General features: G+C 70.9%; 11 protein-coding genes. 7 read left to right on the plus strand and 4 right to left on the minus strand.

Annotated features, from left to right (window positions below):
- Positions 1–66: 66 nt before the first annotated feature.
- The 5 genes from ACWCQ6_RS15080 (at position 67) to ACWCQ6_RS15100 (ending at position 6,722) form a co-directional block, all read left to right on the plus strand.
- A complete protein-coding gene (locus ACWCQ6_RS15080; RefSeq protein ID WP_451089187.1) occupies positions 67–849 on the plus strand; it encodes a PspA/IM30 family protein in 783 nt (260 codons plus the stop codon).
- A gap of 9 nt (positions 850–858) precedes the next feature.
- The gene (gene pspAA / locus ACWCQ6_RS15085) at positions 859–1,137 is read left to right on the plus strand and encodes a PspA-associated protein PspAA (RefSeq protein WP_451089189.1); all 279 of its coding nucleotides are present in this window, start codon (positions 859–861) and stop codon (positions 1,135–1,137) included.
- A 136-nt stretch (positions 1,138–1,273) separates the two neighbouring features.
- Positions 1,274–2,491, plus strand: coding sequence for a sensor histidine kinase (locus ACWCQ6_RS15090; RefSeq protein ID WP_451089191.1), 1,218 nt, complete (start codon positions 1,274–1,276; stop codon positions 2,489–2,491).
- Between the two features lie 52 nt (positions 2,492–2,543).
- Positions 2,544–3,239: a response regulator gene (locus ACWCQ6_RS15095; protein ID WP_451089193.1), complete on the plus strand. Its 696-nt coding sequence runs from the start codon at positions 2,544–2,546 to the stop codon at positions 3,237–3,239.
- 327 nt (positions 3,240–3,566) lie between these two features.
- Positions 3,567–6,722 carry an efflux RND transporter permease subunit gene (locus tag ACWCQ6_RS15100; RefSeq protein ID WP_451089195.1) on the plus strand — a complete coding sequence of 1,052 codons (3,156 nt, stop codon included), beginning with the start codon at positions 3,567–3,569 and terminating at the stop codon, positions 6,720–6,722.
- 137 nt (positions 6,723–6,859) lie between these two features.
- Here ACWCQ6_RS15100 and nadA read toward each other — a convergent pair whose 3' ends face one another.
- Positions 6,860–8,068, minus strand: a complete 1,209-nt coding sequence (nadA, locus tag ACWCQ6_RS15105; protein ID WP_451089197.1) for a quinolinate synthase NadA — start codon at positions 8,066–8,068, stop codon at positions 6,860–6,862.
- Between the two features lie 235 nt (positions 8,069–8,303).
- Between nadA and ACWCQ6_RS15110 the strand changes: the two genes are divergently transcribed.
- On the plus strand, positions 8,304–8,660 hold the full coding sequence (locus ACWCQ6_RS15110) for a HesB/IscA family protein (protein WP_005318559.1): 357 nt from the start codon (positions 8,304–8,306) through the stop codon (positions 8,658–8,660).
- Between the two features lie 105 nt (positions 8,661–8,765).
- Here the strand turns inward: ACWCQ6_RS15110 and ACWCQ6_RS15115 are convergent, their stop codons facing one another.
- A complete protein-coding gene (locus tag ACWCQ6_RS15115; RefSeq protein WP_451089199.1) occupies positions 8,766–10,250 on the minus strand; it encodes a hypothetical protein in 1,485 nt (494 codons plus the stop codon).
- 162 nt (positions 10,251–10,412) lie between these two features.
- Entirely contained in the window at positions 10,413–10,610 is a 198-nt protein-coding gene (locus ACWCQ6_RS15120) for a hypothetical protein (protein WP_451089201.1), read from the minus strand.
- 158 nt (positions 10,611–10,768) lie between these two features.
- Here ACWCQ6_RS15120 and ACWCQ6_RS15125 point away from each other — a divergent pair, with 158 nt between their 5' ends.
- Positions 10,769–11,743 carry a carbohydrate kinase family protein gene (locus ACWCQ6_RS15125; RefSeq protein ID WP_451089203.1) on the plus strand — a complete coding sequence of 325 codons (975 nt, stop codon included), beginning with the start codon at positions 10,769–10,771 and terminating at the stop codon, positions 11,741–11,743.
- 14 nt (positions 11,744–11,757) lie between these two features.
- Here the strand turns inward: ACWCQ6_RS15125 and ACWCQ6_RS15130 are convergent, their stop codons facing one another.
- Positions 11,758–13,140, minus strand: a complete 1,383-nt coding sequence (locus tag ACWCQ6_RS15130) for an aminotransferase class V-fold PLP-dependent enzyme (RefSeq protein ID WP_451089205.1) — start codon at positions 13,138–13,140, stop codon at positions 11,758–11,760.
- Positions 13,141–13,270 lie beyond the last annotated feature (130 nt).

Here is a 13,270-nt window from a genome sequence, read left to right on the forward strand (position 1 = left end):
GGGTTCTGTTGGAGTGCTGGAGCTCAGTCCGTCAGAAGGGGGCGCGCGAAGCCCATGAGCGGTGTCATGAAGCGTATGGGGATGATCTTCCGCGCGAAGGCAAACAAGGCCCTTGACCGGGCCGAGGATCCGCGCGAGACCCTCGATTACTCGTACCAGAAGCAGCTCGAGCTGCTTCAGAAGGTACGCCGCGGTGTCGCCGATGTGGCGACCTCGCGCAAGCGGCTGGAGCTGCAGCTGAACCAGCTGCAAGGACAGTCGTCCAAGCTGGAGGACCAGGGCCGCAAGGCGCTCGCGCTCGGCCGCGAGGACCTGGCACGCGAGGCGCTGTCCCGGCGCGCCGCACTCCAGCAGCAGGTCACCGACCTGGAGACGCAGCACACCACGCTGCAGGGCGAGGAGGAGAAGCTCACCCTCGCGGCGCAGCGGCTGCAGGCCAAGGTCGATGCCTTCCGCACGAAGAAGGAGACCATCAAGGCCACCTACACCGCCGCCCAGGCACAGACCCGGATCGGCGAGGCCTTCTCCGGCATCTCCGAGGAGATGGGCGATGTCGGCCTGGCGATCCAGCGGGCCGAGGACAAGACCCAGCAGATGCAGGCGCGGGCCGGTGCGATCGACGAGCTGCTCGCCTCCGGCGCCCTGGACGACCCGACCGGCACGGCGAAGGACGACATCGCCGCCGAGCTCGACCGGATCTCCGGCGGCACGGACGTGGAGCTGGAGCTCCAGCGCATGAAGGCCGAGCTGGCCGGCGGCTCCACCCCGCAGCAGGCGATCGAGGGCGGCCCGCAGGACGCCGCCCAGCAGCAGTCGTCGCAGTCCCCGCACAGGTTCGACAAGAGTTGAGGCGGCGTCATGATCGTACGGATCATGGGGGAGGGCCAGGTCGCACTGGCCGACAGTCATCTCGCCGAGCTCGACGGGCTCGACGACGAACTGCTCGCCGAGATGGAGAGCGGTGACGGACCGGGCTTCCGCGCCACTCTCCAGGCGCTCCTGGTCAGGGTGCGCGAGCTCGGCACAGCACTGCCGGACGACTCCCTGGAGCCGTCCGAGCTGATCCTGCCGTCGTCCGACGCGACCCTCGAAGAGGTGCGCGCCATGCTCCGCGACGACGGTCTGATTCCCGGCTGACGCCGGTCGTCTCTCCAGCACCCGCACGAACCCGTGCCCCGCGTCCGGTCCGCCGGACGCGGGGCACGGCCGTGTCCGGGCCCTTCGCGTGGAACCCGGTCCGATTCCCGCGCGACACGCCGTAACGTAGCTTGACGTGACCACCCTCGGAACCGGGGTCCGGCGCGTCAGGCACTGGCTGCGCGACCACCCCCTCGCGCTGGACGCCGCGCTGGCCCTGGCCGTACTGATGGCCATGACCATCGGGTCCTTCGCCCACTCGGGCGCGGGGGAGAGGCCCACCTTCGGCACCCGCGTGCCCGAGGTGGCCAGCCTGCTGCTGATGGTGGCCAGTGCCGTGGTGCTCATCTGGCGGCGGCGCAATCCGATGGCGGTGCTCGCGGTCACCGTCGGGCTGACGGTCGTCGAGCTGGTGTGGGCCGATCCGCCCACGCCCGTGGTCATGAGCGCCGTCATCGCGCTGTACACCGTCGCCGCCCGCACCGACCGGCCCACCACCTGGCGGGTCGGTCTGCTGACGGTGGCCGTGCTGACGGCCGCGGCGATGTTCTTCGGCACGGCGCCCTGGTACAGCCAGGAGAACTTCGCCGTCTTCGCCTGGACCGGCATGGCCGGTGCCGCGGGGGACGCCGTCCGATCCAGGCGTGCCTTCGTCGACGCGATCAGGGAACGGGCCGAACGGGCCGAACGCACCCGCGACGAGGAGGCCAGGCGGCGGGTCGCCGAGGAGCGGCTGCGGATCGCCCGCGACCTCCACGACGTCGTCGCCCACCACATCGCCCTGGTCAACGTGCAGGCCGGGGTCGCCGCCCACGTCATGGACAAGCGCCCCGACCAGGCCAAGGAGGCGCTGGCCCACGTCCGGGAGGCCAGCCGCTCCGCGCTCGACGAACTGAGGGCCACCGTCGGGCTGCTGCGCCAGTCGGGCGACCCGGCGGCGCCGACCGAACCCGCCCCGGGGCTCGCCGTCCTCGACGAACTGGTCGACACCGTCCGCCGGGCCGGGCTCCCCGTCGAGCTGGCCTGCACCGACCGGCGGCCTCCGCTGCCCGCGGCGGTGGACCTGGCCGCGTACCGGGTCATCCAGGAGGCGCTGACCAACGTCCGCAAACACGCGGGCCCCGGGGCGAAGGCCGAGGTGAGCGTCGTACGGGTCGGGAAGACGGCCGAGATCACCGTGATCGACAACGGCTTCGGCGAGGGCGAGGGCGAGGGCGGCGGCCACGGCCTGCTCGGGATGCGCGAACGCGTCACCGCGCTGGGCGGCATCCTCACCGCCGGGCCCCGTTACGGCGGTGGATTCCGGGTCCATGCGATCCTGCCCGTCGAGGCCCGCACGGCGGATTCCGGGTGACCGGGCGCGGTGGGCCGGACGGGGGAGAACGCATGACGACGGGGGAGAACGCATGACACCGCCCATCAGGGTGCTGCTCGCCGACGACCAGGCACTGCTGCGCAGCGCCTTTCGGATCCTGGTCGACTCGGAGGCCGACATGGAGGTGGTCGGCGAGGCGGCGGACGGTGCACAGGCCGTGGAGCTCGCCCGCTCGTCGCGTGCCGACGTGGTGCTGATGGACATCCGGATGCCGGGCACGGACGGACTGACCGCGACCCGCATGATCAGCGCCGATCCGGAACTGGCCGGCGTACGGGTCGTCATGCTCACCACCTTCGAGGTGGACGAGTACGTGGTGCAGTCGCTGCGGGCCGGGGCATCCGGCTTCCTCGGCAAGGGGGCGGAACCGGAGGAACTGCTCAACGCCATCCGTATCGCCGCGGGCGGCGAGGCGCTGCTCTCACCGGCCGCGACCAAGGGCCTGATCGCCACCTTCCTTGCGCAGGGCGGCAGTTCGGACAGCGGCGGACCGAGCGCCGCGGAGTACTCCGAGCGGCTCGCCGCACTCACCGGCCGCGAGCGCGAGGTGCTCGTCCTGGTCGCCGGCGGCCACTCCAACGACGAGATCGCCGAGCGGCTCGTCGTCAGCCCGCTCACCGTCAAGACCCATGTGAACAGGGCGATGGCGAAGCTGGGCGCCAGGGACCGGGCCCAATTGGTGGTAATCGCCTACGAATCCGGCCTGGTGCGCCCCAGGGTGGAGTGACGGGTGGAGAAACGGCGTACTCCACCTGCGGTATGCGCGGCGTAAGAAAGCGACCTGGGACCGACGCTTTCGCCCTTGCCGGCAGGCGATCGTACAAGGGCTGTCCCGTAATCCCCGGCGGGCGCGCGACGACAGCTGCGGCATCTCGCCGCGTTGTCGGAACGTCCGCATACATCCAGTGTGCGGACGTCCCTCCGCCTTGCGATGCACCGCATCTGACGCCGCGCGCTGATCCACCGGGGATTACGGGACAGCCCTCAGCCGGGCCGGGCCTGCCCCGAGTCACCCGCCCACCTGCCGCGTACGCCACAGAAGAGAGACCCACCCATGTCCTGGCTGTCCAGATTCAGCCTCGCGCAACGGGCCCTGATCGGACTGATCTCGATCGTCGCGCTCGTGTTCGGAGCGATAGCGATCCCGCAGCTCAAGCAGCAGCTGCTGCCCACCATCGAACTCCCGATGGTGTCGGTAATCGCCCCCTACCAGGGTGCGTCCCCCGATGTGGTCGAGAAGCAGGTGGTCGAACCGCTGGAGAACTCCGTCAAGGCCGTCGACGGCGTCACCGGCATCACCTCGACCGCCAGCGAGGGCAGCGCCGTCGTCATGGCGACCTTCGACTTCGGCAGCGAGGGCACCAAGCAGCTCGTCGCCGACATCCAGCAGGCGGTGAACCGCGCCCGCGCCCAGCTTCCCGACGACGTCGACCCGCAGGTCATCGCCGGTTCGACCGACGACATCCCGGCCGTCGTCCTCGCCGTCACCTCCGACAAGGACCAGCAGGCGCTCGCCGACCAGCTGGACCGCACGGTCGTCCCCGCCCTGGAGGACATCAGCGGCGTCGGCCAGGTCACCGTCGACGGTGTGCAGGACCTCCAGGTCTCCGTCACCCCCGACGACAAGAAGCTCGCCGCCGCCGGGCTGAACGCCATGACGCTCTCCCAGGCGCTCCAGGCGGGCGGTGCGACCGTCCCCGCCGGTTCCTTCTCCGAGTCGGGCAAGAGCCGCACCGTCCAGGTCGGCGGCGCCCTCACCTCCCTGAAGCAGATCGAGGACCTGCGGGTCACCGGTCAGGACCCGGCGACGGGCAAGCCCGGCCGGCCGGTCCGCGTCGGTGACGTCGCCACGGTGAAGCAGGAGCCGTCCACCGCGGTCTCCATCACCCGTACGAACGGCAGGCCGAGCCTCGCCGTGATGGCCACGATGGACAAGGACGGCAGCGCCGTCGCCATTTCGGACGCGGTCAAGGACAAGCTCCCCGGCCTCCGCAAGGACCTCGGCGCCGGCGCCGAACTGACCGTCGTCTCCGATCAGGGCCCCGCGGTCTCCAAGGCGATCTCCGGCCTGACCACCGAGGGCGCGCTCGGTCTGCTCTTCGCCGTCGTCGTGATCCTGGTCTTCCTGGCGTCGCTGCGCTCGACCCTGGTCACCGCGGTCTCCATCCCGCTCTCCGTGGTCCTCGCGCTGATCGTGCTCTGGACCCGTGACCTCTCGCTCAACATGCTCACGCTGGGCGCGCTGACCATCGCCATCGGCCGTGTCGTCGACGACTCGATCGTGGTCCTGGAGAACATCAAGCGCCACCTCGGCTACGGCGAGGAGCGCCAGTCGGCGATCATCACCGCGGTGAAGGAAGTGGCCGGTGCGGTCACCTCCTCGACCCTCACCACGGTCGCCGTCTTCCTGCCGATCGGTCTCGTCGGAGGCATGGTCGGCGAGCTCTTCGGCTCCTTCTCGCTGACCGTCACCGCGGCCCTGCTGGCATCCCTGCTGGTCTCGCTGACCGTCGTCCCCGTCCTGTCGTACTGGTTCCTGCGCGCCCCCGAGGGCGCCACGCAGGACCCGGACGAGGCCCGTCGCAAGGCCGAGGAGAAGGAGGCCCGCAGCCGGCTGCAGCGGCTGTACATCCCGGTGCTGCGTTTCGCGACCCGGCGCCGTGTCACCAGCATCGTCATCGCCGTCGCCGTGCTCCTCGGCACCTTCGGCATGGCCCCGCTGCTGAAGACCAACTTCTTCGACCAGGGTGAGCAGGAAGTCCTCTCCATCAAGCAGGAGCTGATCCCCGGCACCAGCCTGGCGGCCGCCGACGCGGCGGCCAGGAAGGTCGAGAAGGTCCTCGCCGACGACCAGGGCGTCAAGGACTACCAGGTCACCGTCGGCTCGTCCGGCTTCATGGCGGCCTTCGGCGGCGGCACCGGCTCCAACCAGGCCTCGTACCAGGTCACCCTGAAGGACTCCGGCGACTTCGAGGCCACCCAGAAGCGCATCGACACAGCGCTCGGCAAGCTCGACGGCATCGGTGACACCACCATCTCCGCGGGCGACGGCTTCGGCAGCCAGGACCTCAGCGTCGTGGTCAAGGCCGCCGACGCGGACGTGCTGAAGAAGGCGTCCGAGAAGGTACGGGCCGAGGTCGCCGGACTGAAGGACGTCACCGATGTCCAGAGCGACCTCGCGCAGAGCGTCCCGCGGATCTCGGTCGAGGCCACGCCCAAGGCCGCGGAGGCCGGCTTCGACCGGACCACGCTCGGCGCGGCCGTCGCCGGAGCGGTGCGCGGCACCCCGTCCGGCAAGGCGATCATGGACGACACCGAGCGGGACGTCGTCATCAAGTCCGCCCACCCGGCCACCACCATGGCCGAGCTGAAGAACCTCCCCCTCGGCCCGGTGAAGCTCGGACAGATCGCCGACGTCGAACTGGTCCCCGGACCGGTCTCGATGACCCGGATCGACGGCCGGCGCGCCGCGACCGTCACCGCGAAGCCCATCGGTGACAACACCGGTGCGGTCAGCGCCTCGCTCCAGAAGAAGATCGACGCCCTGGACCTCCCGGACGGCGCCACCGCCACCATCGGCGGTGTCTCCGAGGACCAGAACGACGCCTTCCTGAACCTCGGCCTGGCGATGCTGGCCGCGATCGCGATCGTCTTCATGCTGCTGGTGGCTACCTTCAAGTCGCTGGTACAGCCGCTGATCCTGCTGGTCTCCATCCCGTTCGCGGCCACCGGCGCGATCGGCCTGCTCGTCCTCACCGGCACCCCGATGGGTGTCCCGGCGATGATCGGCATGCTGATGCTGATCGGCATCGTGGTCACCAACGCGATCGTGCTGATCGACCTGATCAACCAGTACCGGGCCCAGGGCATGGGCGTCGTCGAAGCGGTCGTCGAGGGTGGCCGTCACCGGCTCCGCCCGATCCTGATGACCGCACTCGCGACGATCTTCGCCCTGCTCCCGATGGCACTCGGCGTCACCGGCGAGGGCGGCTTCATCTCGCAGCCGCTCGCGGTGGTCGTGATCGGCGGCCTGGTCACCTCGACGCTGCTCACGCTGCTCCTGGTGCCGACGCTCTACGCGATGGTGGAGCTCCGCAAGGAGCGCCGCGCGAAGAAGAAGGCGGTCAAGCGGGCGAAGAAGGCGGGTCAGCCCGTTCCGCCCCAGCCGGCGCAGACCGCCTCCGAGGAACCGGAGCCCGCGAAGGGGTGACGCGCAGGGCACACGGCAGGAGGCCCCGGCACCCGCTCAACGCCCACGGTCCTCGCAACTCCCACACATCGCGGGTGTTGCGAGGACCGTTGGAACCCAAGCACGGTGCCGGGGCCTCCTGCCGTGCACGGCCCCCTTTACGGCAGCGCCAGCATCCGCTCCAGCGCGAGCTTCGCGTACTTCTCCGTCTCCGGGTCGACCTCGATCCGGTTGACCGGGTTGCCCTCGGCCAGCGACTCCAGCGCCCACACCAGGTGCGGCAGGTCGATGCGGTTCATCGTCGAGCAGAAGCAGACCGTCTTGTCGAGGAAGACGATCTCCTTGTCCTCGGCCGCGAACCGGTTCGCCAGCCGGCGCACCAGGTTCAGCTCGGTGCCGATCGCCCACTTCGAGCCGGCCGGGGCCGCCTCCAGAGCCTTGATGATGTACTCCGTCGAGCCGACGTGGTCCGCCGCCGCCACGACCTCGTGCTTGCACTCGGGGTGGACCAGGACGTTGACGCCCGGTATCCGCTCGCGGACTTCGTTGACGGACTCGACCGAGAAGCGGCCGTGCACCGAGCAGTGCCCACGCCACAGGATCATCCTCGCGTCGCGCAGCTCCTGGGCGGTCAAACCGCCGTTCGGCTTGTGCGGGTTGTAGACGACGCAGTCCTCCAGCGACATCCCCATGTCCCGGACCGCGGTGTTCCGGCCCAGGTGCTGGTCGGGCAGGAAGAGGACCTTGGCTGCCGAGGGCTCCCTCTGCTCGAAGGCCCACTCCAGCGCCCGCTTCGCATTGGACGAGGTGCAGATCGTGCCGCCGTGCCGACCGGTGAAGGCCTTGATGTCGGCGGAGGAGTTCATGTACGAGACCGGCACGACCTGCTCGGCGACCCCGGCCTCGGTCAGCACGTCCCAGCACTCGGCGACCTGTTCGGCGGTGGCCATGTCGGCCATGGAGCAGCCCGCGGCCAGGTCCGGCAGCACGACCTTCTGGTCGTCGGTGGTCAGGATGTCCGCGGACTCGGCCATGAAGTGCACACCGCAGAAGACGATGTACTCGGCCTCGGGCCGCGCGGCCGCGTCCCGGGCGAGCTTGAACGAGTCGCCGGTGACGTCGGCGAACTGGATGACCTCGTCGCGCTGGTAGTGGTGGCCGAGGACGAACACCCTGTCCCCGAGCTTCTCCTTGGCCGCGCGGGCGCGCTCCACCAGGTCCGGGTCGGACGGGGATGGCAGGTCGCCGGGACACTCGACGCCACGCTCGCTCCTCGGGTCGGCCTCACGGCCGAGCAGGAGCAGGGCGAGGGGCGTGGGCTGGACGTCGAGATCCTGGACGGGGTGGGCCGTGGTCACGTCACGCACCCTTTCTTCTCTGCTGAAAGCTTCCGCGAAAGCCTTTTCGTCTAATTGACGCTATCTATGATATCCGGTTCACGTCACTTTGACGATGGCCATAGTGTCGATGTGACGCATATGCTCCGACCGGCCTGTGTGCGAGCATGAATGGAACAGGCAAGCGCTCGGCCCGGAATGAATCCGCGGTCCCGACGGTTGCAACGTCGGCAAGCAGTCTCCGTACAACCCGGGAGAGAAGCAGATGTCCGTATCGGACGAGACCACCACCGTGAGCGACGGCATCCTCCTGTCCGACGCCGCCGCAGCCAAGGTCAAGGCCCTGCTGGACCAGGAAGGCCGCGATGACCTGGCGCTGCGCGTCGCCGTCCAGCCCGGCGGCTGCTCGGGCCTGCGCTACCAGCTCTTCTTCGACGAGCGTTCGCTCGACGGTGACGTCGTGAAGGACTTCGACGGCGTCAAGGTCGTCACCGACCGGATGAGCGCTCCGTACCTGGGTGGCGCCTCCATCGACTTCGTCGACACCATCGAGAAGCAGGGCTTCACGATCGACAACCCCAACGCCACGGGCTCCTGCGCCTGCGGCGACTCCTTCAGCTGAGTCCTGAAGGCGGCGCGCACGCCCAAGAGCGCTGCGCCGGAACGACACGACGGCGGCGGCCCGGAATCCGGGCCGCCGCCGTCGTCGTGTCCGAGGGGACGGCGCTCAGCCGCGCGGTACGTCACCGCCCGACACCGCGTCGACCACCGTCCGGTCGCCGAGCGGCGCGTCGAGCGTCACCGTCCGGGTCAGCTCCTTGGCGATCATGATGCAGACCTTCTTCCCGGGCTGCTTCGTCTCCGTCACCTTCACGGTCACCCGGTCCGGGCTCTCGGTCGCGCTCGCGGTGTACGTACTGCACACCCCGCCCCAGAACGTCACCGACAGGTTCCGCCCGTCGGCGCGGTACGACAGCGGCTGCGGCCCGGACTTCTCCGGGGTGCCCGGGGCAGTCGTGGGGGCCGGTGCGGGGACGGTCGCGGAGGGTGCGTCCTTCGCCAGGTGCGAGGGGGCCACGGCGACCTGGGACACCGTGGTGCCCCGGCCGTCGGCGGCCGGCCGCACGGAGAAGATCCAGGACGGTACGAGTGTCCGCTTGCCCGCCACGTACTGCGCCGACAGGCCGAACACCGCCTTCTCGACCGTCACCGTCGTCGTCGGCCGCTCGGCCCCGGTCGGCGTCCCGCAGTCGACCTTCGGTGTATTCCGGCCTTCGTCCAGCGGCACGGGGGTGGCGCATCCGCCGATGTCCGCGCGCGCATGCGTCCCGGGAGCCGAAGCGTTCAGCTGCTTCAGCGCCTCGGCCGCGCTGATCACCGGATAGCTGTCGCCCTTCTCCAGGCCCTTCAACTGCCCGCTGCCGCCGACCACTTCACCGTCCGGCCCGACCTGGATCCCGGTCGACCAGCCGTACGTGGGAAGGCCGTCCACCTTCGGGTCGGCGTTCACCACCCGTACCGAACCCATGAGTTGACGGCTGTCGAGTGCGGCGCCGTCCTGCCCCGCCGCCTTCAGCACCGGTGTCGCGGCGGCCCTGGCGGCGCTCTCGCTCACCGGGGATCCGTTGCTGCCCGCAGCCGGGTTCTCACCCGAACAGACCGCCTTCTTCGGGCAGTTGTCCGTACCGCCGGAGCCGTACCGGGCGAAGCTCCAGGTGCCCGGGGCCTGCTTGTCCACCCGCAGGGCCGGTCCCGAGCCGTCGCCGTCGGACCCCACCTTCCAGTACGTGCCCTCCGTCTGCGGCGTGCCCGCCAGACCCAGTGCCTTCGCCAGCCGGGCCACCTCGGCCGCGGAGACGGTCCCCTCCGCGCGCTGCACAGCGGCCGTGCGCGGCCCCTCGGGCAGCTTGCCGGAGACGCGGTAGACCACCCGGCCGCCGTTCGGGTCGGGCTCGCCCGGCGCGATACCCCGGGAGGGGACCTCGGGCGCCGTCGGAGCGCCCGCCCGTCCGTCCAGGGCCAGCGGGGGCGGGGTGTGCCGCCCGCCGCTGTCCGCGCCGCCGTCGGACCTGCCGTCGCCGTCCGCCGCGGTCGCCGCCCAGTACGCGCCACCGCCACCGGCCAGCAGTACGGCTGCAGCCACCGAGGCCACGGCGAGCGGCGAACGCCGCCGATGACCGGTCACGTCGTTGTCGGGTCGCTCGGTGCTCACCGGTTCGCTCCTTCGCCTGCATTGCCGTCACATGCCGTCGCCCGGCCTGTCCGCCCGCCCCCGGGAACGGGGACAAGGGTGGGACGGGGCAGCGGCACGCGCGGTTCCCGCACGCTTTGCGCGCGGGGCGTCAGGCGCGATGGGTGCCGGTCCTCGGGTTTTTCAGTCGCCGTAGTCGGACATGGCGTCGACCAGCCGGGCGGAGGAGGCGGGCACGGTGACCCCGTGAATCCGGGACGGCGCGACCGGAACGGGGGCAGACTTCGTGGGGGCCACCCAGTGCGGAGCCATCCGGGCGCAGTCCCCGCGCAGCTCGGCCAGGCTGATCTCGGACTCGCGCGTGGCGATGTTGTTCGACATATCCGCACCGTAGGCATCACAGGCATCAGGAAGAAAGCCCTACTATCGGGTAGTTTTTACCCTTCAGGGCGGTCCGGGGAACCGGTAGCGTGAACTGTCACGCCGCCCCGGGAACACAGCCACCCGTTCCCCCCGATCTCCGCAGGAGCAGTTTCCCCGTGCGAATCGCAGTCACCGGCTCCATCGCCACCGATCACCTCATGACCTTCCCCGGCCGTTTCGCCGACCAGCTGGTCGCGGATCAGCTGCACACGGTCTCGCTCTCCTTCCTGGTCGACAACCTCGACGTGCGCAGGGGCGGTGTCGCCGCCAACATCTGCTTCGGCATGGGCCTGCTGGGCACGGAGCCGATCCTGGTCGGCGCCGCAGGCTCCGACTTCGACGAGTACCGCGCATGGCTCGACCGACATGGGGTCGACACCGGGTCGGTCCGGATCTCCGAGGTCCTGCACACCGCCCGCTTCGTCTGCACGACGGATGCCGACCACAACCAGATCGGCTCCTTCTACACCGGCGCGATGAGCGAGGCCCGGCTCATCGAGCTGAAGGCTGTCGCCGACCGGGTCGGCGGCCTCGACCTGGTCTCGATCGGCGCCGACGACCCCGAGGGGATGCTCCGCCACACCGAGGAGTGCCGCTCCCGGGGCATCCCGTTCGCCGCGGACTTCTCGCAGCAGATCGCCCGGATGGACGGCGACGAGATCCGAACCCTCCTGGACGGCGCCACCTACCTCTTCTCCAACGAGTACGAGAAGGGGCTCATCGAGTCCAAGACCGGCTGGACCGACGAGGAGATCCTGGCCAGGGTCGGCCACCGGGTCACCACCCTCGGCGCCCGTGGTGTGCGCATCGAGCGCGCCGGCCAGGAGCCGATCGAGGTCGGCTGCCCGGAGGAGGAGATCAAGGCCGACCCGACCGGCGTCGGCGACGCCTTCCGGGCCGGTTTCCTCTCCGGCCTCGCCTGGGGCGTCGGCCTGGAGCGCGCCGCCCAGGTCGGCTGCATGCTGGCCACCCTGGTCATCGAGACGGTCGGCACCCAGGAGTACACCCTGCGCCGCGCCCACTTCATGGACCGCTTCACCAAGGCGTACGGCCACGACGCCGCCGCCGAGGTCCGCACGCACCTGGGCTGATCCGGCGGACGGGCTCAGACGAGCCGGCGGACCACATAGGCCGAGCCACGGTCCGCCGGCTCCTCGCCCACGTACTCCTGCTCCCGCATCGCGCACCAGGCCGGGATGTCCAGACGCGCCGCCTCGTCGTCGGAGAGCACGGTCACCGTCCCGCCCACCGGCACCTGCCCGATCACCTTCGCGAGCTCGATCACCGGGATCGGGCAGCGCTTCCCGAGCGCGTCGACCACCAGGGACGCGGCCGGTGCGGCCTCCCGGGGCGCGGAGACGGGCGCGCCCAGCCGCTGCCGCACCTGGGCCACCACCTCGGGCAGCACCTCCAGGAACCGGTCGACGTCCTCCTCGGCGGTGCCGTTCGGCAGCGACACCCGTACGTTCCCCTCCGACAGCACCCCCATGGCCCTGAGCACATGGCTCGGCGTCAGCGTGCTGCTGGTGCAGGAGGAGCCGGACGACACGGAGAACCCCGCCCGGTCCAGCTCCTGCAGCAGTGTCTCCCCGTCGACATAGAGACAGGAGAAGGTCACCAGATGCGGCAGCCGCCGCACCGGATCGCCGACCACCTCCACATCGGGCACGAGCTCCGGCACCGAGGCCCTGATGCGGTCCACCAGGGCCCGCAGCCGTACGGACTCCGCCGCGGCCTCGGCCCGTACCGCCCGCAGCGACGCCGCCGCCGCGACGATCGCCGGAATGTTCTCGAAGCCCGCCGCCCGCCCCGACTCCCGCTCGTCGGCCGGTCCTTGAACGGCGAACCGCACCCCCTTGCGCACCACCAGCAGCCCGACGCCCGAGGGCCCGCCCCACTTGTGGGCGCTGCCCGTCAGCAGCGACCAGCCGTCCGGCACCGGCTCCCGGCCCAGCGACTGCGCGGCGTCCACCAGCAGCGGAACCCCCGCCGCCCGGCAGAGCTCCGCGACGGCGGCCACCGGCTGCACGGTGCCGACCTCGTGATTGGCGGACTGCAGACAGGCCAGCGCGGTGTCCTCGCGCAGGGCGTCCGTGTACGCCGCCGCGCTCACCGCCCCCGACCGGTCCACCGGGACCTCGAAGACCGATCCGCCCTGCGCCTCATGGGCGGCCGCCGAATGGAGCACCGAGGAGTGTTCGACCGCGGAGACGACCAGATGGCGGCCGACACGCCGCCGTCCGGCGAGAGCTCCGGAGATCCCCGAATGCAGCGCCCGGGTCCCCGAAGGAGTGAATGTGAGCTCGTCCGGCCGGCAGCCGACGGCCTCGGCGGCGGCCTCCCGGGCGGCGTCCAGCAGCAGCCGGGCCCGCCGCCCTTCGCGGTGGAGCCTGGCCGGGTCGGCCCAGCCCTCGTCCAGCGCTGCAAGCAGGGCCTGGCGCGCGACGGGGTGCAGGGGGGCGGCGGATGCGGTGTCGAAGTAGGGCACGCGGCCACGCTAGCCCGAGCCGGACCCCGGCCCGGGGACGGGCGGCCCGCAGGGCGGGGAGAGGGGGCGTCAGATGGCTCTCGGAGGCCGGTATTCCACCCCTTCGGGGAGTCGGACGGCGCGTTGGGCA

The sequence above is a fragment of the Streptomyces sp. NPDC001880 genome (assembly GCF_053594575.1).

What these genes read in the sequence shown, in the direction of transcription:
- ACWCQ6_RS15120 (WP_451089201.1), bottom strand. Translation starts at nt 10,610, where the DNA reads ATGTCGAACAACATCGCCACGCGCGAGTCCGAGATCAGCCTGGCCGAG.
- pspAA (WP_451089189.1), top strand. Translation starts at nt 859, where the DNA reads ATGATCGTACGGATCATGGGGGAGGGCCAGGTCGCACTGGCCGACAGT.
- ACWCQ6_RS15100 (WP_451089195.1), top strand. Translation starts at nt 3,567, where the DNA reads ATGTCCTGGCTGTCCAGATTCAGCCTCGCGCAACGGGCCCTGATCGGA.
- ACWCQ6_RS15080 (WP_451089187.1), top strand. Translation starts at nt 67, where the DNA reads ATGAAGCGTATGGGGATGATCTTCCGCGCGAAGGCAAACAAGGCCCTT.
- ACWCQ6_RS15110 (WP_005318559.1), top strand. Translation starts at nt 8,304, where the DNA reads ATGTCCGTATCGGACGAGACCACCACCGTGAGCGACGGCATCCTCCTG.
- ACWCQ6_RS15095 (WP_451089193.1), top strand. Translation starts at nt 2,544, where the DNA reads ATGACACCGCCCATCAGGGTGCTGCTCGCCGACGACCAGGCACTGCTG.